This is a genomic window from Gracilibacillus dipsosauri (assembly GCF_003176895.1).
GTDB lineage: Bacteria > Bacillota > Bacilli > Bacillales > Amphibacillaceae > Gracilibacillus > Gracilibacillus dipsosauri.
On the sequence record NZ_QGTD01000005.1, the window covers coordinates 179,547 to 203,240 of the forward strand.

General features: G+C 36.6%; 14 protein-coding genes. All 14 read right to left on the reverse strand.

What is annotated here, in order from left to right:
- Positions 1-172 precede the first annotated feature (172 nt).
- Positions 173-2,362, reverse strand: coding sequence for a YhgE/Pip domain-containing protein (locus tag DLJ74_RS04980; protein ID WP_109983586.1), 2,190 nt, complete (start codon positions 2,360-2,362; stop codon positions 173-175).
- A 185-nt stretch (positions 2,363-2,547) separates the two neighbouring features.
- Entirely contained in the window at positions 2,548-4,812 is a 2,265-nt protein-coding gene (gene yicI / locus DLJ74_RS04985) for an alpha-xylosidase (protein WP_109983587.1), read from the reverse strand.
- Between the two features lies 1 nt (position 4,813).
- Positions 4,814-6,847: a beta-galactosidase gene (locus DLJ74_RS04990; protein WP_109983588.1), complete on the reverse strand. Its 2,034-nt coding sequence runs from the start codon at positions 6,845-6,847 to the stop codon at positions 4,814-4,816.
- Complete coding sequence (locus tag DLJ74_RS04995; RefSeq protein ID WP_146202423.1) at positions 6,837-7,739, reverse strand: ROK family protein; 903 nt, start codon at positions 7,737-7,739, stop codon at positions 6,837-6,839. Before DLJ74_RS04995 ends, DLJ74_RS04990 begins: the two co-directional genes overlap by 11 nt.
- A gap of 86 nt (positions 7,740-7,825) precedes the next feature.
- Positions 7,826-9,508 (reverse strand): ABC transporter substrate-binding protein, encoded by a 1,683-nt coding sequence (locus DLJ74_RS05000; RefSeq protein WP_109983590.1) that lies wholly within the window; start codon positions 9,506-9,508, stop codon positions 7,826-7,828.
- Positions 9,509-9,562: 54 nt separating this feature from the next.
- A complete protein-coding gene (locus tag DLJ74_RS05005) occupies positions 9,563-10,444 on the reverse strand; it encodes a carbohydrate ABC transporter permease (protein WP_109983591.1) in 882 nt (293 codons plus the stop codon).
- A gap of 28 nt (positions 10,445-10,472) precedes the next feature.
- A complete protein-coding gene (locus DLJ74_RS05010; RefSeq protein ID WP_425454566.1) occupies positions 10,473-11,333 on the reverse strand; it encodes an ABC transporter permease in 861 nt (286 codons plus the stop codon).
- Between the two features lie 453 nt (positions 11,334-11,786).
- Entirely contained in the window at positions 11,787-13,469 is a 1,683-nt protein-coding gene (locus DLJ74_RS05015) for an ABC transporter substrate-binding protein (protein WP_109983593.1), read from the reverse strand.
- Positions 13,470-13,997: 528 nt separating this feature from the next.
- Positions 13,998-15,338, reverse strand: a complete 1,341-nt coding sequence (locus DLJ74_RS05020; RefSeq protein WP_181397433.1) for a DUF4340 domain-containing protein — start codon at positions 15,336-15,338, stop codon at positions 13,998-14,000.
- Positions 15,325-16,008 carry a YesL family protein gene (locus DLJ74_RS05025; RefSeq protein ID WP_245902257.1) on the reverse strand — a complete coding sequence of 228 codons (684 nt, stop codon included), beginning with the start codon at positions 16,006-16,008 and terminating at the stop codon, positions 15,325-15,327. Before DLJ74_RS05025 ends, DLJ74_RS05020 begins: the two co-directional genes overlap by 14 nt.
- A gap of 15 nt (positions 16,009-16,023) precedes the next feature.
- Positions 16,024-17,541 (reverse strand): response regulator, encoded by a 1,518-nt coding sequence (locus DLJ74_RS05030; protein WP_109983596.1) that lies wholly within the window; start codon positions 17,539-17,541, stop codon positions 16,024-16,026.
- 32 nt (positions 17,542-17,573) lie between these two features.
- Complete coding sequence (locus tag DLJ74_RS05035; protein WP_245902258.1) at positions 17,574-19,331, reverse strand: sensor histidine kinase; 1,758 nt, start codon at positions 19,329-19,331, stop codon at positions 17,574-17,576.
- Between the two features lie 613 nt (positions 19,332-19,944).
- Positions 19,945-21,420, reverse strand: coding sequence for a glycoside hydrolase family 1 protein (locus DLJ74_RS05045; RefSeq protein WP_109983599.1), 1,476 nt, complete (start codon positions 21,418-21,420; stop codon positions 19,945-19,947).
- A gap of 18 nt (positions 21,421-21,438) precedes the next feature.
- Entirely contained in the window at positions 21,439-23,691 is a 2,253-nt protein-coding gene (locus DLJ74_RS05050) for a glycosyl hydrolase family 95 catalytic domain-containing protein (protein ID WP_245902259.1), read from the reverse strand.
- Positions 23,692-23,694 lie beyond the last annotated feature (3 nt).

The window sequence follows — 23,694 nt, forward strand, 5'->3', positions numbered from 1 at the left end:
TATTCATTGTGAGCTCGTTCAAACTATCGTGACTTCATATCTGGTTAATGCGCTGTAACTCGATCGATTGTGAGCTGAAGTTTCTTTATTGTGCTCTTAAGCTCTCTAATGCAGGCTCAGTCTTCCCTATTGTGCATTTTTAAAAAAGTAGGAAGATAAAATCTCCCTACTTTTAATGAAACAAGCCTGATTCTTTTGATTTCTTTTTTAGTTTATTCGTGTAATGATTAATTGGTTTCTTCAAAAATGCTCCGATAAGAATGGCGGCAATCCCGAATAGTGTGAGTATCGAAGCGTCTGCATAGACCTTATCCCAAACAATTCCACCTACTGCCTCCCTCATGAGATTAATCCCATAAGTAAAAGGCAAAAATGGGTGAATTACCTGAAAGAATTCTGGTAATAAAACAGCAGGATAAGTACCCCCAGCTGCTGCGATTTGTAGGACGAGAAGTACAATCGCCATCGCCTTTCCGACATCTCCAAAGACGGACACTAATGTGTAAACAATAGAGATAAAAATCAAGCTAATCAATAATCCGAAGAGAACAAACCATACTGCCGAGTCTACGCTTACTCCTAATAAGAATAAATCTCCAAAGGTGACGATGAATGTTTGTAATATTCCGATGACATAAAAAGTCAGTAATCTTCCAAAATACATATGTCTTTCGGTATAAATAGAAGGATCATGTGGCTCTGTAGACATTAGAGATATTAATAATAGTCCACCAACCCAAATAGCTAAAACAGTGTAGAATGGTGTCATTCCTGTTCCATAATTCTCAATTGGAAAAACTTTATTCGTATCTAATGTCACAGGCTCCTCAAAAAATCCCTTTTCTGCATTCGGATCATTTTGGAGGAGTTTAATAATCTCTTCCATATCTGTTTCGCTTTGAATGCTTCGAATTTTGTCAGCTAATGTATTGATCTTATCATTTACATAAGGGAATTCGCCTAGCACATAATTAAGCATTTCTTCCCCTTCGGCTAGGTTTCCTTCGGTATTATTCAACATTTGTTCAATTTCTGGTAATGTATTTTGGACTTCCACTAGAATGTTTTTCGCAGTCGTCAACGTTGATTCTGCTTGCTTGATTTCTTCTTCTACTCTTGGTGCGATGGTTTGTTGATATTCCTTTACAAAAGAGTCAATGGTTGTGTTCACATCATCTGAAAATTGTGTTAATGATTGAAACCTTTCATCGATTTCCTGTTGTTTCTCCTGTATCGTTGATTCAACTTCTGATGTATTTGTCTTCATTGTGTTTATTGATTCTTTTATTGAAGCAATTTGATTTAATGCCGTTTCAATTTGTTGATCATTTTGTTCTGACTCCCCATTATCGGGATTATTTTCGTTATTATTTTGCTCCTGTAATTGTTTTAATGCCGTTTCTATTGTGTTTAAGCTTTCTAACGTACTATCTAATTGCCCATTTACCTGATTTAAAATTTCACTACCTTGAGTAATTTCTGGTTGATTATTCTCGATTTCATGGAGAAAATCATTAATTTTTTGGCTAGTGGATTGGATCTTTTTCAAATCCTGCTCTATCTTTGGTGCCATTTCCTTCAAGCGATTCTCCGCTTTTTCCAAATAGCCAAGCGTATCATTCACTGTAGTTAGACCATTATTTGCTGCATCTTTCACAGTCGGGATTAAGCCTTGGGCATCATTAATCATCCCTTCAGCTTTATCTGCATCGCTAAGGGATTGATTTAATATTTGATGAATTTCTGGTAAATTTTCCTCCAGTGTAAAAATATAGTTTTCAAATCGCTTAATATCTGGTAAAGATTGTTCCATTTCTATACCAAGATCATTAAACATCTCAAAGATTACACCATTTACTTCCGAAATAAATTGACTACTCACCTTATCAACAATCGCCCCCGCACCTTTATCTGTAATCTTTGGTGCGATTGCATTAATCTTTTCGTTCACGTAATATTCTATGTTTGCTTTTTCCGGGTTGTCTGTGATCACGGTTGATAATTTCTTTGAAAAATCCTCTGGTATGATGATTGTAGCGAAATAATTACCATATTCTAGCTCATCCATAGCTTTTTCTTTGGTCACGAATTGCCAATTCATCGTATCATTTTCTTTTAATGAATCCACCAGTGTTTCTCCTACATCAATTGATTCACCACGAACTTCCCCACCGGTATCTTCATTCACAACACCTATTTTTATATTTTCTGTTCTTCCATACGGATCCCAGGATGCCTCAATATTCATCCATGCATATAAGGATGGTAGGATAATCAAACCACCCAATAATATAGCGGCAACCCAATTTGTTGTTCCATGCTTTAAGTCTGTCTTAAATAGATGCCAAAAACCAAATTTCAATTTTTCTTCGCCTCTTTAATAAAATTTTGATAACCAAAATTATAACACTACTTAAGGTTATTATGAAAGGAATACCATTAATAATGAAGCTTCTCGGCAAGACATTCCTCATGCCTTGCACGCCTATAGTAAAAAAAGCTATCTTACTGGTTAGATTCAACCAATAAAGATAGCTTTATTCTATATTATAGCTTTATTTTCACTTGTTCTGTACCTTGCTCTGGACTAACCTTCGTATGTCCAACCACTTCAACATGGTATGATTTATCCAATCCTTCAACATGAATGAGTAATTCATTATTTTTTCGAGCTACTTCGATGGAACCTACCTCTTTTCCGCTTGCTTCAACTAACCTCTTGCGGATGATTACTCCATCCTCGATTTGGTAAAGCTTAAAGGTTACGCTATCGACATATTCATAAACTGGAGTATCCTCACTCATGCCAATCGGTAAAATGGTATTCGGACGAACAAACAATGGTAAGCTAAAATAATCATATGGCTGCTTAAGCCATGTTCCACCCTCCACTACTTCCCCTGTTAAAAGATGTGTCCACTTTCCCTTTGGTAAGTAAAAGGAGCCAATCCCTTCCTCATTAAAAATTGGAGCAACTAGTAGGCTATCTCCTAACATATATTGACGATCGAGCGTTTCACAAAGTGGATCTTCAGGAAATTCCAATACCATGGATCGCATGACTGGTATCCCTGTCTTACTATTTTCTACAGATTGTTCATATAAGTATGGCATCAAACTATTTTTTAGTTTCGTAAAATGGCGTGCTACATCAACAGCTTCCTCATCGAAATTCCATGGAACACGGTAGGATGAGCTACCATGGAAGCGGCTGTGGCTAGACAGTAGTCCAAATGCCGTCCAACGTTTAAACACATCTGGAGTTGCTGTATTTTCAAAGCCACCAATATCATGACTCCAATAGCCAAAACCGGAAGTGGTTAACGACAAGCCTCCTCGTAAGCTTTCAGCCATAGCATCATAGGTAGAGTCACAATCTCCTCCCCAATGAACGGGGAATTTTTGACCACCAGCTGTTGCAGAACGGGCAAAAACAATCGCTTCTTCTTCCCCTTTTTCTTGTTTCAGTAGATCAAATACGACATCATTATATAGATAAGCATAATAATTGTGCATTTTATTTGGATCAGATCCATTAAAATAAACGACATCTGTTGGTATTCTTTCCCCAAAGTCTGTTTTGAAGGAATCCACTCCCATTTCGAGTAATCCCTTTAGTTTTTCCTGGAACCACTTACTAGCTTCTGGATTAGTAAAATCAACAATTCCCATCCCTGCTTGCCATAGGTCCCATTGCCAAACATCACCATTCGGTTTCTTCAATAAATAACCTTTTTTTAGACCTTCATCAAACAGAAGCGATTTTTGTGCAATATATGGATTGATCCATACACAAATTTTTAAACCCTTGTCCTTCAATCGTTTTAGCATTCCTTCTGGATCTGGAAAATTACGACGATCCCAGAGGAAATTGCTCCATTCAAACTCCTTCATCCAAAAGCAGTCAAAGTGAAAGACACTTAATGGTATGCCACGCTCTGCCATACCATCAACAAAATGATTGACTGTTTCTTCATTATAATCAGTTGTAAAGGATGTGGATAACCATAAACCAAATGACCATGCAGGTGGTAATGCTGGGCGACCAGTTAATGTTGTGTAGCGACTGACCACTTCTTTTGGTGTTGGTCCATTAATGAAATAATAATCAAGATATTCTCCTTGCACACTAAACTGTGTACGAGAAACGGTTTCCGATCCAAGCTCAAAGCTTACCTCCTCAGGATGGTTGACAAATACACCATAGCCTTTACTGCTTAAAAAGAACGGAATATTTTTATAGGATTGCTCGGAGCTAGTTCCACCATCTTTGTTCCAAATATCTACCGTTTGGCCATTTTTTACAAACGGGGTAAAACGCTCACCTAATCCATATAAATGTTCTCCAACGCCAAGCTTTAGCTGCCCACGCATATATGTTTTCTCCTCTGGACCATTAATCCAAGCAAGTCCTTTGCCATCAGCATCCGTGAGCTTTCCATTCTGATTTTTGAATGACAAGGCAAAATCCTGTTTCTGTAGTGTTAAATACAAACCACCACTGGAAAAGGAAATTTCATCTTCTTTATCTTCTACGTTGATCATATTTACCTCATCTAATACATCAAAATTTGGATATTTTGCTTTTTCTCCTTTAAAATGCCATGTTTGAACACGAATCACATCATCGATAGGAGAGGACAATTGGATCGTTAATAAAGGACCATCTAGTGTATCCCCTCGATGATTAATATACTTACACGGTGCATATAAGGTTATGGCACCATTCTGCTGTTCCATCTCATGAATTGTTTTTGGAAAATGTATTTGATAACCCTCTCGGATCATCCAATTACCATCTGTAAATTTCATGCTAGTTTTCCTCCTTTAATATCAGCACATCTCTACCTGCTATTTCTGCTTTTCCGTTATATTTCTCACCGGTAATTTGATCCACATACGTACGCTCACCTGTATCGAAGGTATTGTTATCTACAGAATGATTTAGGACAAAAATGATGGTGTGACCATCTTTTTCTCGTGCAATAACCTCTACGCCTTCCTCAGAAGTGAATATACCCTGCACCTTTTTGTTCGTACAAATCGTATCCACAAAATCTTGAACAAATGCCTGATCAGGACTTGAGGCAATGTAATAAGCTTCCCCTTTTCCATAATTATTTTTAGTTAAAATTGGCATACCTTGATAAAAATCGGATCCATATGTTGCTAGCACTTCTGCATTTTCTGCATGAATTAAATCAAATAAAATATTGCATTTATATTTGCCTTGTAGGGAACCGAATGATTGATTAAATACAATCTCGTTGTAATGGGATGGCTCTAATGCATCAATTTCTTCTGCCCAAACGCCTACAAGCTCACGTAGTTCACCAGGATAGCCTCCTAATGTGACAAGATCATTTTCATTGACAATTCCACTGAAGAAGGTCGTCACAAACGTACCTCCATTTTTAACAAACTCCTTCAAACGATCGGAATGGCCTTCCTTCACCATGTACAACACTGGAGCAATAACAATGTCATACTTACTTAAATCCTCTTCGACGGATATCATATCAACTGGAATATTGTTCCGATAGAAGGCATCATAATATTTGTGTACTTCTTTGACATAATCAAGGGCAATCGATGGACCACTCGACAGCTGGATTGCCCAACGATTTTCCCAATCGAACACAATAGCTACTCTAGCATTCACTCTACTACCAATAATTTGATCTCCGAGCTTTACTAGTTCTTGTCCAAGCTGTGCAGATTCACGGAATACTCTTGTGTGCTCATGACCGACGTGTTCAATTACTGCACCATGATATTTTTCCGTCGCACCTCGAGAACGTCTTAATTGGAAAAACATCACCGTGTCCGCACCATGTGCTACCGCTTGATAGCTCCATAATCGCATCACGCCCGGTCGTTTCAAGGCATTATATGGTTGCCAATTTTGCTGACTAGGTGTTTGCTCCATTAACATAAAGGGTTGTCCACTTTTTAAGCCTCTCATTAAATCATGGGTCATTGCGGTCATACTAACTGGTGTATCAATCGATGGATAGTTGTCCCATGACACGACATCCATTTCTTTTCCCCATTTAAAATAATCGAGTTCAGGATATAATCCCATCAGATTTGTTGTCACTGGTATATTAGGTGTATGCCTTTTCAAGGCATCACGTTCCAATTTATAGACATCTAGTAAACTATCTGATTGAAAACGACGATAATCTAGTGAAATACCCTGAAAATTCGTATTTTGACCGCCTTGCCACTCTTCGCTTAGGCCATTAGGTGGAACAATCTCCTCCCAATCATAAAAGGTATGCCCCCAGAAACGTGTATTCCACGCTTCATTGACCGCTTCTAATGTTTGATATTTATCCTTGAGCCAAACACGAAATGCTTTTTGACAATTTTCACAATAGCAATAACCACCATATTCATTTGAAACATGCCAGACTAAGACAGCAGGGTGATCTTTATATCTTTCTGCCAATCTCTCCGCTATTCGTTCTGCATATTTACGATAGGTTGGGCTATTAGGACAGGAATTATGTCGACCGCCAAACTGTCGTTTTTTTCCATCAAAATCTACTCGGCGAACATCTGGATAGCGTTTTGCCATCCATGCGGGGTGTGCTGCTGTACTTGTTGCTAGACAAATAGACACCCCATCTTGATATAAGCGATCAATTGTTTCGTCTAACCATGAAAAGTCATAAGTATTCTCATCTGGTTGATTCAAAGCCCATGAAAAAACATTAATGGTTGCAACATCTATTCCTGCGAGCTTGAACATTCGTTGGTCCTCAGCCCATGTTGCTTCATCCCATTGTTCAGGATTATAATCACCGCCATACCAAATCTTTTGTAATTTATCATTTATCATATTTTTCCTCCTCTAAACATTTATATAAAGCACCAAGGATTCCAGCATCATTATGATGCTTACATGGTACAATTTTTGCTTGAATATCGTGCCACGATGGGATGTTATTTAATTTCACTAATAGATTTTCATATAAATCGGATCGAACGCTAATAGCCCCACCTATTAAGATTCTTTCGGGATTTAATACGGTTGCTAGATTAAATATTCCATAGCTAATAGAGGCAAACCATTGATCAAGTAGCTCTCTTACCTTTACATCTGTTTCTGCTTCTTGGAAGACTTGCTCTCCATCTACCCAACAATCATCATCCATATGCTTTAATTGTTTAAATTGATGAATAAGGGCACTAGTAGAGGCAATTTCATGCATTGTTTGATAGCCATCTCTCATCCCATCCACAATCATTAATCCAAATTCTCCAGCTTTAAATGCATGTCCATTTACTAATTTTCCATTAACGACTATTCCCCCTCCTATACCTGTCCCGATTGTCATGCAAATAAAATGGTCACAACCAACCGCGTTCCCACTTAATTTCTCTGCAAGTGTCGCACAATTCGCATCATTTTCTATTAGAATGGGTAAATCTACTGTTTCCTCTAATTGTTCTTTTATGTTCGTTCCATGTAAAACCGCAATTGCTCCTGCAAATTCTGCAAACCCTGTCTGTGGATTAATAAAGCCTGGAAAACTTATGCCAACCTTTTCAATAGCATATTTCTTACTCATTTCATTTATTGTATTCGCTAAGTCTGATAGGAATTCCTGCCTCGAACTTAGTCTTGTTCGATAGCTATCTTGAAAAATAAACTCTCCCATATGTGTTAAAACACCATATTTAACGCTTGTTCCTCCAATATCCATGCATAAGTATTGTTTTCTACTCAATCCTGTCACTCCCTTCTCTCAGCTTAGAATAGAATAGATGGAGCCTGATCCAAATGATTGGAATCAGGCTCATGGATTGATTTACATTATTCGTTCGTTTCCCAAAGCTCCATTTTATCTTTTGTCATTTGTGTCATTTCTTCATTTGCTTTTTGGATATTCATTGCTTCTAATTCAGCGATCATATCCTCCCATGCCTTATCAAAGTCCGCTGGATCACCTAATATAGCTTGAGTGATTTTTTGTTCGGTTAAATCATCTGCTTTTTGTTGGATAATTTGAACATCACTGCCTGGTGGTATGGTATAATTGGACACTGTGCCATGATTGGATCTACCAAGCTCTTCTGTAGATGGGAACCACTCAATCCAATTAGTCATTTCATATTCTTTTAATGCTTCTTTCTCAGCACTGTTATAGTTAGCTACAATTTGTTCTTCAGAATTTGGTGTTATTGGTTGACCCTCTGAGTCTACAGCACCATTACCCCATTGTGGGAATGGATAGACATAGTAGCCGACACCTGTTTCTTTTGCATAATCTGGATCATTGTTCATTCTTTCGCGATCATCTTCTTGCATGACACGTTTTCCATCAACTATATCGTAATTCTCGCCTTCAATTCCCCAATTAGTAAGAATTTGTGCTTCTTCTGATGCCATCCAATCTAGAAATTCAAATGCTTCTTCCTGATGTTCACTCGTAGATGAAATAGCTATACCCCAACCACCTGCAAATCCATAATCCTTTAATGCTTGAGATTTATATTCCTCTCCTAATGTTACAGGTAAAGGAGCATAAGTTCTCCATTCTTTACCATCAGCAACTAATGCTTTATCGGCATCTCCAAAGTTCCAATTCTGATCGGCTACACTTAGCACGCGTCCAGATGATAATTTGGAGATATACGTATCATAAGTTTGCGTAAAGGATTCTGGATCTAGTAATCCTTTTGCATTCATTCCATTTAACCATTTGAAATATTCTTTAAATTCTGGTAGTAAAAATTTATAGGATGTTTCACCTGTTTCGTCATTAACCGCCCATTGGCCATCATCTTGTAATCCTGCTGCAAATCCTGCAGGGTTTCCTACGGTAATAAGCCAACGCCAATCACTACCTAAAAGCGATAGCGGGAGTGTTTTCTGTCCATCAATTTCAGGATATTTTTCGTAGTATTCTGTTAACGCTGCTTCAAAATCCTCTAATGTGCGAATCTCAGGGTAACCTAATTCACGTAATACGTCTAATTGAATTTGGAAGGTTCCACTCGTTTCCCAGTAGGCATTTTCCACACCATATGTTCCTACTGTATAAATACTTGGATCCTCAATTGAATTACGAAGACGGTTAATTTGATCGCCATACATTGCTTTTAGATTATCACCTTTTTCTTCGATCAAATCATCCAGCTTAATGACACCTCCAGCTTCGATTAATTTACCGATATCACCTTTGGCAAAAATAAGATCAGGGTATTCCCCACTAGCAATCATTAAAGGAATCGCTTCATCATTTCCACCAACTGGATAATCCATTTCTAGTTTGATACCAGTTTTTTCTGTTATTTTTTTGGCAACTGGATCATCAAACGTTTTTTCTTCTCCTCCATCAGCATTGAAGAATGTTAAAGTTAATGGTTCATCTGAGGAACCCTCTCCTTCCTTCTCTGCATTATCTGAAGTTTTGCCATCACTACATGCAGCAAGTACGACTAAGCCTAGTAAAATAAGTACTGCTAGCGAAAATTTTGATAGCCTCTTACTCATATTAACCCCTCCATTTTGAATGTTTATATATATATTAATTATAAAATTAATACCTTAGCTCTTGACTGCCCCCAATGTTAGCCCTGTTACAAAATATTTCTGTAAAAATGGATAGACTAGAAGGATTGGAACAGTTGCAATAATGGTAATCGCCATTTTAATTGACTGTGGATTCGTTTGACCTGCTACAATTTCAGCATTTTGTGAATTAATATCACCACTGGAAATATTGGCATTGTCAATAATCTTCATCAGCTCGAATTGCAAAGTCGTTAATGCTTCATTGCTTCTAGCATAAAGATACGTATCAAACCAACTATTCCATTGTGCTACGGCCAAAAATAATGCTATCGTTGCAATTACTGGCATACAGAGCGGGATAATAATCCGACTAAAGATCACAAAATCATTAGCCCCATCTATTTTTGCTGATTCCTCTAACGCTGCTGGTAAGTTATCCATAAACGAGCGGATTACGATTACATTAAAGGCAGACAGTAGCATCGGTAGAATATAAACAGAAAAATCATTAATTAAACCAAGATTACGAATTAACATATATTCTGGAATCAGACCACCACTAATGAACATTGTTAGCACTAATAGTAAGCCAACAAAGCCATTTAAGACGAAATCCTTTCTACTCAACGTATATGCCAGCATGGTACTTGCAATAATTCCTGTAACCGTACCAATGACTGTTCGTAAAATAGACATGAAGAAGGCTTGTAGTAAACGATCGTTACTACCAAAAATCTCTTCATAATTCGCAAAGGTAAATTCCCTAGGCCAAATATGAATACCACCTCTTGCTGTATCTGTCGCATCATTCAAAGAAATCGCCAATATATTTAAGAACGGGTAAAGTGTAATGACAACAACAAATAGCATAAATAGCGTCAATATGATATCAAAAGCTGTCCATTTCTTTTTCATTGTGTATGCTCCTTTCGTTCATTTATCATTAAAATACCCTACCTTCGCCTATTTTTTTGGCAAAGCCATTACAAATCAAAATTAGAATGACACTTATGACTGACTTAAAAATACCGATAGCTGTACCAAACGAATATCGGAACATACCAATACCATAATCTAAAGCATATAAATCTATAACAAGTGCCTTTTCCTGTACAATGTTGTTTCCTAGTAACATTTGTTTCTCAAATCCAATATTGATTAGATTACCAATATTTAAGATTAATAAAACGATGATCACAGAACGAATACTTGGCAAGGTAATATGCCACATTTGGCGGATTCTACTTGCTCCATCCACTTTTGCTGCTTCATATAATTGAGGATCTACACCCGCCATTGCAGCTAAATAAATAATGGCATTCCACCCTGTTTCCTTCCACACATCAGCTGCTGTTACAATCCCCCAAAACATCTCAGGCATTGCCATGAAATTGATAGGATTATCAATGAAGCCCATTCCTGTTAAGAGATTATTAATAATTCCTTCTTGTGAAAGCATTGTTATCACAATGTTAGCTGCAATAACCCATGAAACAAAGTGTGGTAGATAAGAAATCGTTTGTGTCCACTTTTTCACCACCATAAAGCGCAATTCATTTAATAGTAAAGCAAATACAATGGCTGAAGCGGTACCAAAAATAAGCCCTAAAATCCCCATACCTAACGTATTTTCTAATGCCGTATAAAACATGGGCTCATTGAATAAATCTTTAAAGTGATCAAGACCTACCCAATCCTGCTCCAAAAAACCAAATTGTGGTTTATAATCCTGAAAGGCCATTAACCATCCTGCAATTGGGATATATTTAAAAACAATTAACCAAATAACAAATGGTATCGACATGAGAAGAAGTGCCTTTTGCTTACTTGCCCTTTTCCAAAAGCTTTTTTGGTCTGGTCCTGCAGAAGGTTTCTTCTTCTTTCTTAATCCTGTTCCCGTTCCAAGCTGAATTTGTTCTCCTACAGAAGTAGCAGCTTCAGGCTGTGTGTTTGACGCATTATTTGCTTGACTCATATTTTTCTCTCCTTACCTGAAAACCTAATTATCATGATTAAAGAAATCCTTAATCTATGTAAGCGCTTCTTACTTATATAATATTATAACGGAAACCGCTTTCCCCATATACCGTATAAACTAGTGATAAAACCTAGTAAAAAGAAGAGGTGATCGAATTTTATAGGCAATTATTAGATGTTGACTAAAATACTTAAGGAAGAGATTAAGACATAAAATACAAATTCGAATAGAGAGAGCCTGAATCCAGAAAAATCGGAATCAAGCTCTACCTGATACTTTTTATTCGTTCGTACCCCAAAGTTCCATCGTATCTTTTACTTTTTGACTCATTAATTCATTTGCCTTTTCTATGTTCATTGCTTCTAATTCAGTAATCATATCATCCCATGCCTGATCAAAGTTTGCAGGGTCTCCTAAGATAGCTTGTGTAATACGTTGTTCTGTTAAATCATCGGCTTTTTGTTGAATAATTTGAAGCTCACTTCCAGCAGGAATACTATAATTGAATGCCTGACCATGTTTCGAAATTCCTAAATCTTCTGTTTGTGGGAACCAGTCAACCCAGTTTTCCATTTCATACTCTTTTAGAGCTTCTTTTTCTGCACTATTGAAGTTAGCAATTGTCTGTTCTTCAGAGTTAGGAGTGATAGGCTGCCCACTTGAATCTACCGCACCATTACCCCATTGCGGAAATGGATAGACATAGTAACCAACACCTGTTTCTTTAGAATAATCAGCGTCACTGTTCATTCTTTCGCGATCCTCTTCTTGCATAACTCGTTTACCATCAACAATGTCATAGTGTTCGCCTTCAATCCCCCAATTCACAAGAATCTGTGCCTCTTCCGATGCCATCCAATCTAGAAATTCAAATGCCTCTTCTTGATACTCACTAGTTGAAGAGATTGCTATTCCCCAACCACCAGCGAAGCCATAATTTTTCAAAGATTTAGATGTGTATTCTTCACTGATAGTCACTGGTAGTGGTGCATACGTTCTCCACTCTTTCCCATCTGCTACTAAAGCCTTATCAGCATCAGTAAAATTCCAGTCTTGGTCTGCAATGCTTAATACTCGTCCTGAAGATAACTTAGAAATATACGTGTCATATGTGTGTGTAAATGATTCCGGGTCAAGCAACCCTTTTGCATTCATACTATTTAACCATTTAAAATATTCTTTTAATTCTGGACGAAGGAATTTATAAGTTGCCTCTCCTGCTTCCTCATCTACTACCCATTGACCATCTCCTGCAAATCCTGCCGCAAAACCAGCTGGATCCCCGACTGTAATTAACCAACGCCAGTCACTCCCTAGTAAAGATAGTGGAATGGTTTTTTGCCCATCGATTTCCGGGTACTTTTCATAATATTCCGTTAGTGCCGCTTCAAAGTCTTCTAGTGTCCGGATCTTGGGATAGCCTAACTCACGCAAGACATCTAATTGAATTTGGAAGGTTCCACTTGTAGACCAATAAGCATTTTCTACACCATAAGTACCAACTGTATAGATACTTGGGTCATCTAATGAATTACGTAGTCGATCTAATTGATCGCCATACATCGCTTTTAAGTTTTCACCTTTTTCTTCGATCAAATCATCAAGCTTAATAACACCACCAGCTTCGATCAATTTTCCAATATCGCCTTTGGCAAAAATAAGATCAGGATACTCCCCACTTGCTATCATCAAAGGAATAGCCTCATCGTTTCCTCCAACTGGGTAATCCATTTCTAATTTGATACCAGTTTCTTCTGTTATTTTTTTGGCAACTGGATCGTCAAACGTTTTTTCTTCTCCTCCATCAGCATTGAAGAATGTTAAAGTTATTGGTTCATCTGAGGAACCCTCTTCTTCATTTTCAGCCTCTTTTGAAGTTTCGCCATCACTGCATGCTGCAAGTGCGATCAAAGTAAATAGAATAAGCACTGCATGCAACCATTTTGATAGCTTTTTAGCCATATTAACCCCTCCATTTTTGGATATTTTTATATATTAATTATAAAATTAATACCTTAGGCCATTGACTGCGCTTAAAGTCAGTCCCTTTAAATTAAATTTCTGTAAAAATCGATAAACAAGCAGGGTTAGAACAGTTGCATTGATATAATCATCTCTTAATCGATGATAGATGGCTTTGACCTGCAACAATTATTCCATGATTAGAGAAATCATCGGTATCTGTAAGCGCTTCCCTATAATTATAATGGAAACCGCTTTCTCCATATACCGTATAAATTAGTGATAAATCCTGTAAAAAGGAGAGGTGATCGAGTTTTATAGGTAATTTTTAGATATGGATAGCAATGCTCTGTTAGAAAAACTCGCATTCACTCGTCCATTAACCGATGTGTTAGCTTTTCTAATACTTTAGACATCAAAATTTTCACTTCGTCGCAATACTTCCTGAAAAAAATTTATACTTTCCTAGCGTAAAAAAAGAGAAGCTGTTGCTAAAATCAACTCCTCTTCTTGAAACCTCAGTTTAAGTTATGGTAGAACATTGGCCAGTGCCTCTAATGCCTGATAAACCTTATCTTTCTCAATAATAAAATCGATCCCTTCATTATTTTTGTTTAGCGCAAAATATTTATCATCCATCGATAAAAATTCCAAGGAGTAAGTTGGGTCTTGTTCCTGATCCGTATCAGCTGTATATTGAATCATTAATTCCCGCTCCATCTCTTGAGGCAAATCTTCCACAACTTCATCAAAAGTTAGTCCTGCTAAGGTTTGATATGCCTCTCTCCAATCTATTAAACGTATTGGCTTATCATTTATTATAAAGGACGACTCTGTTTCTTCTTCGTCCTCTGATCTCTTGTGTTCCCCCAAAACCGTCCAATGGTATTCGTTTGATTGAATTTTTAATTCTTTCACTGCATTTAATGGGAGAATATGAACAAAATGATCAATTAAATCAAAGGAAGGATGACTATATGGCTCTAAAGCTTCCGTTGTCACAGTAAATACTTCGTCCTCCCCTTCCAATTTAGCATAGTATTGCTGATTGGCAGCAGGCTCCCCGATAAGCAATGTTTCTGATTGGTCCTTTGCTTGAAAGGTAATTTTAAAATCTGTTTTTCCGAGCTTTGTTGCATCCTCCACAACTTGAGTTTTAGTTAAGCCTTCGAGTCCACCCAGGATTGCTTCCATTTTCGAAAAGGCTACACTATATACACTTTTATATGGCTGATACATATACCATCCGCTAATATGGGCAAGTGACTCGCGTTCCGTAAAAGGGGAGTCATTACGAAGCTGGATAATTTCCGTTCCATTCTCAATATCAATCTTCTCTAATTCTTTGGCATTGATGCTAATAATTTGATTATCTAACAAGCTATTTACATTTAATGGAATGGTTTCAATATCCGTTCGATCCACTAGATAAATCGTTTCTGTTTCATGATGTTCAATATAATATTTATCCCCATTTACATTCGTCTGACCAACTGATACACGTTGTTTGTCTCCATCCTCATCCGCAAATACGACAGTAACCTCTGGAAATTGCAAACTTACCTCATTTGGTTTAACATTTGCTTCGACTCCTTGTAATCCTTGCATTGTTTCCACAAAATGAGAAACCTTTTCATTATTTTGTTCACGTCCCACCCCCTGTAATCTCCATTGATCACTTTCCTTCTTTAACTCCACTTTTTTGTCTGCTAATACTTTAATACTCGTAATCTCCTTAAAATCTTTCACGATAGCCACATTTTTGTTATCATTCTTCTCGGAATCGGTCTGATTTGAAATGATAAAAAGTAGGGCGACAATGGCAATGATACCTAGTACTAACCAAATGATAAATTTATGCTTTTTCATCCTTACGCTCCTTGTTCTCATTTGACATTTCTAATTCCATTACTTCAAATGGCTTACGCATATTAAACATAATAAAAAAGGTAGCAATACTCATACAAAACCAAATCGTAATACTAGGTGCAAAGTAATAGATAACACCTAATGATACAAAGGTAGATAGATTTAATAATGTTGTTTTAAAAAATTTAAAATTGGCATATATCGCGACAAGCCATAAATTTTTTATTTTCACTTCAAACCTTGTTAATATAGGAAAGGCATATAATAAAATGAGTAATGCGACAATAATTAAAATAAAGATAATCGGTGTTAAAACCTGGATATTAAAGCCTGTATAACGCAAATCTAACAATAGAATAACGAGGATCGTCCATTTTAACAGCCAGTACTTCGTACCAATCATGAAGTTCTTCTTATAATAGCTCCAAAAATCCTTTGTCGGACTGATTTCTTTCTCTCGAACTAACTTGCCCATTGACGCAAAAAGTGCAGCAAAGGCAGGCCCGGCTGGTAATAGCGCCAAATAAAATAATAGAATATTATCCAATGTTAATTCGACAAATAAAAATATCACCAAAAAAAGAATATTTGCAAGCATAAAATAGATATTTGTCATCAAAAAATAATAAATATATTGTAATGCAACATAAAGCGGTCGATCTATCCCCATTTCCATTCCCCCATTCTATTCATGTCTTTCCTGTAATTCTATCGCTCTTTTTTGAAATTCCTTTGGACTAATGCCAATATATTTTTTGAACTTTTTATAAAAATAATCAATATTATGATAGCCAACCATTTCTGACACTTCATAAACCTTTAGCTTTCTTTCTTCTAGTAATTGTTGTGCCTTTTGCATCCGTACTTTGTCTAAATATATATGAAAATAATCCCCTGTATAATTTTTAAATTTTTTTCCTAAATAAGACGGATTATATTTAAATAGCTCTGCCATCAATTTCAAATTGAGTTCCTTATCATAATATTGCTCGATATATTGGATGATTTTTTTGACAGGATCATCAATATTTCCAACAAATCCGTTAACCTTTGTCGACAATTGAATAAATCTTTGCTTAAGACAATCTAATAACATGATTAAATTAGGAGATTGGTAGATTTGTTCCATCCATTCGTCAAGCTTTATTTCTTTTACATCAGGATTAGTTTTGCTAAGGCGATTATAGACATTTTTCACCAGCTCGATTAATTCGACGAGAATATTTTCCTTTTTAACCACATGTCGTTGATAGTATTCCTTGATTTCGTCCAACAAATGATCTAGCTTTAAAAAGTTCTCAAATTCAAGTACTTGTGATATTTTATCATCCCAATTCTGCGCTGCTTTTGGTCTATTTTCTCTAGAATGAATGATTCTATCTGTAAAAATAATGGTATCGTCATAACTAAATCGAAAATCTTCCAAATGACGTAAGGACTGATAACCTGTAGATAAATCTAATAGGGAGAATGTTTTTTCTACTAGTTGTATCTTAGTATCCCTTGCAATCGATTTTATTTTCATTCTAGCCTTTTCCAAATAACTCTTTATTGTGGATCGATCATAATTAATGAATAGAATGCAAATACTCTGTTCCATCTGTAAGATTTTTGTCTGATAGTCCTCCATAGACAATAGCTTATTCTGTATGTTTTCCCAATCAATTGGTTTACTTGCAATTATATTTGCTAAATGAAAGGTATCATTTTCATAAGTGAATAAAAGCCTCTGACTTAATGTGTCTAGTTTTCCTACTAATAGATCCTTCCATTCCTGCTTCTCCACCATTTTTTCATAGTGAAGTAGTTGGGAATCCAGCTTACGTTCTTCGATACATTTTTCTTTTATTTTTTGGATTAATGGGATTAATTCATTTTCGTCTACTGGCTTTAACAAATAGGATTCCACTCCTAAACGGATCGATTCCTGTGCAAAGGTAAAGTCAGAGTATCCCGACAATACGACATATTTAGCAGTATTTCCAAATGCCTTTGCACGGGCCACCATATTAATTCCACTAATTCCTGGCATCTTAATATCCACAAAGACGAGATCTGGGTTTTGCTGTCTAATTAATTCCAATCCTTCTCTTCCATTTTTAGCAGTTCCAACTATTCGATAACCATACGACTTCCAATCAATAATTGAGCATAAGCCTTCACGAATTAATGGTTCATCGTCAACAAAGAGTACTTTTAACATAGGTGAATTACCTCCCTTTCAAAGTCGATTGTTTAGTTCTTCTGCTTAGGTAAATTCATCGACATTGTCGTTCCGCTTCCTTCAACACTGTCCATCCTAATGCCATATTTGTCACCATATAGTAAGCTAATTCGTTGATGGACATTGTGTAACCCAATACTATTCCCATTTGATTGATAGTCTTGATCTTTCATTCTATTATTTAATTCATTTAACTTTTCTAAAGACATACCTACCCCGTTGTCATTTACTTCTACAAGAATATCGTCCCCATCTTCTTGGATGCGAATTCGTAACATCCCTGGCTCTTCCTTCATTTCTAAACCATGAATGATCGCATTTTCGACTAATGGTTGAATCAATAATGGTGTTATTTTATAAGAAAGGATATTCTCATCTATCTCCATTTTATAGGATAAGTGTTCCCCAAATCGTAGCTTCTGAATTTCTAAATAGTTTTCAATTAAAGCAACCTCTTCACTCAATGGGATCGATTGATCAGTTCGCTTTAGGGAAGAGCGCATCATTTTGCTGAGCATTTTTATTACTTTTGCTACCTCAGGATCTTTATTCAATATAGCCTTCATTCGTATCATTTCTAATGTATTATAAAGAAAATGTGGATTGATTTGACTTGCGAGCATCTTAAAATCCATCTCTTTTTGTTTGCGCTTCCAAGTCTCTTCTTTAATCTTATGAATATAAACTTCATCAATTATTTTTTGCACACTTTTGGATGTGGTTTGTAAATCCTTGTACACTTCTTTTATTTCATCATGACCCTTCATTTCCTGTGTAATATGGAAGTTTCCTTTTGCTACTTGGAACATGGCCCTTCGTAATTGCTGAATTCTTTTATGAAAACTATTCGTAAAAAAGCCAATGAGTATTAGTGAAATAGAAAGTGCACCCAAACTAATGAGAAAGCCTCGTGTAAAAATAGTATTCGGTTCATGAATAATGCCGTCAATTGGAACTTGTGTTGCTATTTGAATCGTATTATCTAGTGATTTCTCTGGTCGAAAACTATGAACATTAATCTTCACTGTTTCCTCATTAATCGTTTTGTCCATTACATAATTACCAATATCTGCATTTCTGTTCTGATAAAAATTAGCGTGTCTACCAAGTAAGGCAATATTTTGATTATACACGATCCTTTTATTATCAAGTGTAATAAAGGTATTATAGGAAACACCTTCTACTACAGATTTTAATATATCGGGGGATATATAAATAACTAATACACCTAAAGGTTGATTCTCATGATCAAAAACCGTTCTTGTGAGCGCTAAGTATTTCTTGCTTGTCCAATGATCCTGCATATATAACCATGTCAGTCTCCCACGCTTCATTAATGCATTTTGATACCAGTGTTGATTTTGGATGACCTTATTCGCATAAATAAAATGAGAATCAGTAATGATATCCTTTTTCATAAAAAATTGGATTTTTTCGATTTCTTCATAATAGGTTAAATAATCATCAAAAACTGGATATTGATTATAGGCATTATACACTTCAAGTGGAGAGTCATACTGACCAGCTAGAAATGTTTTTAAGTCTTGATTGATATAGATTAAATCAGATATATTGATCACACGCTTGATGATTGATTTTAAGCGCATCTCCATTTTATCTGCATTTGCCTCTACTTCACTCATCGTATTGGACAAAACGATTTCCCTTGTTCCAAAATTCAAATAAGCACCAACAAGAAGAATGGGGATTGCAGTCACCAAAATGAAAATTCCTAATAGCTTGTACTTCACCTTAAGTAGTTTTTTCAAAAACAATCCCCCTTCTCTTCTTTCGTTTTTTTGCCACTCTCGATTTGGATTACGTACAAATTAGTTCAGGATTTTGCTAGAAATGGCGTTTATAGCTTGGATAAATGTCATTTTGGGCCGGCAGTTTGCCCATTCTGACGTTTATAGCTTGGATAAACGTCATTTTGACCTCGCATTTGCTCATTCTGGTGTAGCTTGGATAAATGTCATTTTGGGCCGGCAGTTTGCCCATTCTGACGTTTATAGCTTGGATAAACGTCATTTTGACCTCGCATTTGCTCATTCTGGCGTTTATTGCTTGGATAAACGTCATTTTAGGCCGGCAGTTTGCTCATTCTGGCGTTTATAGCTTGGATCCCACATTCTCTAGTTAAGAGTTATCTCAGAACAATTCTGTAAAATCTTTTCACTACTTCCCCTCTAATGAAGCAATAAATATCCTATTCATGGTGCAAACGCTTTTAAAAGAGGAACAAAAAAAGCATCTGTAATATCCTTATGCAGAAGAAGTTGTTCCAATAGCTGTGGACTAACAGACGCTAATAGTCTAAGTATCGTATGGAGCATCAATTACTTTGGAGATTGCACCATCTGTGGCTGGCTAACTTAGAAATTAGTCTACCAAGTTACCATTTGTTTCAATCAGTTTTTTATACCAGTAATAGCTTTTTTTCGGAATTCTTTCTAATTCCTTTTCATCTTGTTCATCCCGATCAATGTAGACAAAGCCATATCTTTTTTGATAACCGTTTAACCAGCTTAAAAGATCGGTAAAGGACCATGCGCAATAGCCGAGTAATTCTACTCCATCTGTCAATGCTTTTTGAATTTCTACAATATGTTCCTTTAGGTAATTAATTCGGTAGTCATCCTCAATGGTACGCTGCTCTGTTAGATGATCATAAGCACCTAAGCCATTTTCCGTCACCATCATTGGTAAATGATAGCGATTTTGTAGTCTTCTTAAAGCAATTCGAATACCAATCGGATCGATTTCCCATCCCCATTTCGTTTTTTCTAAATGAGGATTCGACACATTGGCAAACATCCTTTTTTCAGGACTTTGTGCTTGCTCTTCTTTTGGCTGCATGAGATAAGGATCGGTTGCTTGAAAATCTTTTTCCAAATCTGCCTCACTTTCTTGAAGAGGGAATTCAATCTCATTTGCCCTTACCGTACCTCCATGATAATAATTTACACCAAGAAAATCTGGTTTAGCAGATTGCAGCAGCTCCAAGTCACCATCTTTGATGGATGGTGCTACTCCTAATTTTTCTAGTTGCTTAAAAGTCACTTTAGGATATTTACCATTTACATAGACATCTAACCACCAGTGATTTTGAAATTCTTCCCCATTCAGTGCTGCTAACACATTATTCGGTTCACAATCAAGGCTGTACATGGGTCCATAGCCAAAGCTTGGTCCAATCATACCATTTGGAACTAATTCATGAAAACTGTTAATGGCCTTTGCATTTGCTAGATTAATAATATGATTTGCTTCAAACATTCGCTTCACATCAGCGATATTTGGTGGATGTGCTTCCCAGCGGTAACCAAGTGCTGTAAATACGTTTTGTTCATTAAAGCTTACCCAATATTTTACCTTATCTTTAAATCTTTCAAATAAAATTCTAGCATAATGATCAAAATCGTCTATCACTTCTCTCGATTCCCAGCCTTGGTATTCGTCCTGTAAGGCTTGTGGAATATCCCAATGATATAATGTCAAAACAGGCTCAATGTCATATCTCTTAAGTTCATCAATGAGATTTTCATAGAATAGTAACCCTTTTTCATTTACCTCCCCTTTACCACTTGGAAGAATTCGACTCCATGCAACAGAAAAACGGTAGGCCTTCAATCCCATTTCTGCCATTAAACGAACATCTTCTTTGTAACGATGATAATGATCTACTGCTATATCTCCATTTGTTCCTTGGAAGGTTTTCCCTGGTATCTTCGTAAATTGATCCCAGATGGAAGGACCTTTTCCATCTACATCCCATCCTCCTTCGATTTGATATGCTGCTGATGCCGCTCCCCATAAAAACCCTTCAGGAAATTTGTCTAATTTATCATGATACATCTGACTGATCGGCTCCTTTTATAATTGTATTACCAAGCTTTTTGGTTGATTGGGATATAAAGTGAACCTCTTTTCCGACACATCTGCTTCTGAATAAAGAGGCAAATAGATTTCCAATGTTTGTTCAATCTCACTTAAAAGCTCCATAGCTATATTTTTCTTAGTAAGATCCCACTTTAAAAAAGTAACCTGCATTTGTTCCGGAAGTCGAATGCCACGAATCTCTCCCTGTTTCAATGAATTAGGTAAAGCACCTAATAGTGTTAAGCGATGATGGCTATAGTCAACGAGCATTTCATGAACCACTTGAGGTAACGCCCCATTGCCATCTACATTAAACACCTCTTGATCATTATAGTGTGACATCATTAAAGAGGTATAGAAGCAATTATTTTTTACGAGCAAATGGAAGACCTCTTCCACAAGATCTGGCATATGAAATTGCGTCGCACAAAGAGCAGAATGCATACGACCATGTGTCGAGGACGTATCTGCTTCTTTATTTAAAAGCCATGCTTCTAACCTCTTATCAAAAGCTATTTTGGCTGCACTCCACATCTTCGGATCTGTAATTTCATTAAATTCTCTGCTTTGAAAGACAGGGTAAAGATGAGAAAAATGCCGATGGTTGTAGTTCTCTTCTTTTCCTGGAGTTAACCATTCCTTTAAAGCACCATCTTCATTGATTTGATAGGCAGGTAATTTTTGTAGCATTTGTTGCCACTTAGTGCGCTCTGGTGAGTCCATTGATAAAATATCATGTGCTATCATTAAATTTGTTAACACTTCCTTGGCTACAGCTATATCCTGTGTTGCATTATCCGCGCATCCATTTTCAGCAGAATAGGAAGGGGTAAATCGATAGGTGCCATCCTCGTCCTCGATTAAGAAATCCTCATAGAATAATACAATTTCCTTTAAAAACGGTATCGCTTCTTCTTTTAGAAAGATTTTGTCCCCAGTAAACCGATAATATTGGAAGTACCAATGGGCGAGCCAGCCTGCTCCACAGGTCCAAAAATGTAATGGCCAATCCTCATTCCAATGAAGGTGCTTACCACTGTTACTAGCATGAATGGCAGCCATCACCCCTCTTGCTCCATAATATTTTTTAGCATTTTCTCTAAACTCTGGGATGAGTTCTTTTATTAAGCGAAAGTAACCTTGCATACCCTCAAGTTGATGACTAGATAAAGCTGCTGCAATGGATAACTCTACATTGGTATCAAAAGTGAAATCCCCACTCCAGGCAGGCTCAAAGGTTCCTGTCCAGATTCCTTGTAGGTTAGGAGTTAATTCACCGGCACTACATATATACATATACCTTCCTGCATCATACATTTTTTCTAACAACACTGGTGAAATCGATTTGTTTCTTTTAGCTTCTAATACGATATCATCAATTGATCTCAACCTTTCGTGATCAGTTGTTAGACTTAGCTCCACCCGCTCAAATCTATCTCGATGAATGTCACAATGTTTCTGAAAAAGCTTAGTATAAGTTATACCATTCTCTATCATTTTGGAAAAAACTGATCTCTTGCTCTCTATATCATATGGTATAATTTTCATGACGAGTATTGTAGGTGAAGTGGCACAAATATTGATTGCTTCATGACTAGTGATTAGCTTATCCGCACCAATTACTTGGATCCAAACATCATATCCAGCATCACTATACTCATAATCAAATTGTGCATGAATGACATTTTCTTCTATGACTGTTCGCTGTTTCATTTTTTTATCCACATATTGCTTTAAAGAAATATGATAATTTCCTGGACTTAATTCATGAATAATAGCATTATTCGTTTGGGATACGAACGTTTTCCGACGATAGCTCTGATGATTAACTTGATAGGAAACTTGCAATTCACCAGTTTCATAATCGATACTTCGCCTATATCGGGAATAATTGTGATGATCTGTCTCGATAAATAAATGAAAACCAGGATGGTAAGGATCACTCATCGTCAATCCTTCATAGCCTAATTCTGTAGACTTTCGATAATAATAGGCAATGGCCTCTTCATACCCTTTTGTTCGGATTATTTCACGTACTTTATCTAGATATGGTGCCATTTCTGGCAGCTGATCACTATTTCCTTGAGGTAAGTATAGTCTACAATGATTGCCAACAATCGTATCCTTTATTGGATCTCCAAAAACCATGACACCATGGCTTCCGTTACCACTTACTAGCGCATCCTCCCATTTCTGGGCTGGGGTTTCCGTCCAAATACCTTTTCGTGGTAGAATATGCTTCATCATTTC